This window comes from Flavobacterium nitrogenifigens (assembly GCF_003254565.1).
GTDB lineage: Bacteria > Bacteroidota > Bacteroidia > Flavobacteriales > Flavobacteriaceae > Flavobacterium > Flavobacterium nitrogenifigens.
On record NZ_QJRI01000095.1, the window covers coordinates 1 to 489 of the forward strand.

1 protein-coding gene is annotated in these 489 nt (G+C 52.1%); it reads left to right on the forward strand.

Annotated elements, in window-relative coordinates; all coding sequences use genetic code 11:
- Window positions 1-489, forward strand: a 489-nt coding sequence (locus tag DM397_RS00415; protein ID WP_204251854.1) for an MBG domain-containing protein, incomplete at both ends; no start/stop codon positions are given.

Sequence of the window (489 nt, forward strand, 5' to 3'; positions counted from 1 at the left end):
TTCATATGTTGAGGGTACTCTTACGGTGGGTCAGGCATCTCTTATAGTGACAGCCGATGATAAGAGTAAAACCTACGGAAGCGCAAATCCAGCTCTGACGGTGAGCTACTCGGGATTTGTAAACGGCGATACAGAAACTGTGCTAACCACAGTGCCGACAGTCGCCACCACGGCAGTTACAGGAAGTCCGGTGGGGACTTATCCGATCGCAGCCAGCGGAGCTGCAGCGTCCAATTATGCAATAACTTATGCCGATGGAACAATGAGCGTGACAGCCGCCTCGCTTACGATCACGGCGGATGATAAAAGCAAAACCTACGGCAGTTCGAATCCGGCTCTGACTGTAAGCTATTCTGGTTTTGTAAACGGCGATACTGAAACTGTATTAACCACAGCTCCGACAGTCGCCACCACGGCAGTTATAGGAAGTCCGGTGGGGACTTACCCGATCGCAGCCAGCGGAGCCGCTGCACCCAATTATGCAATCAC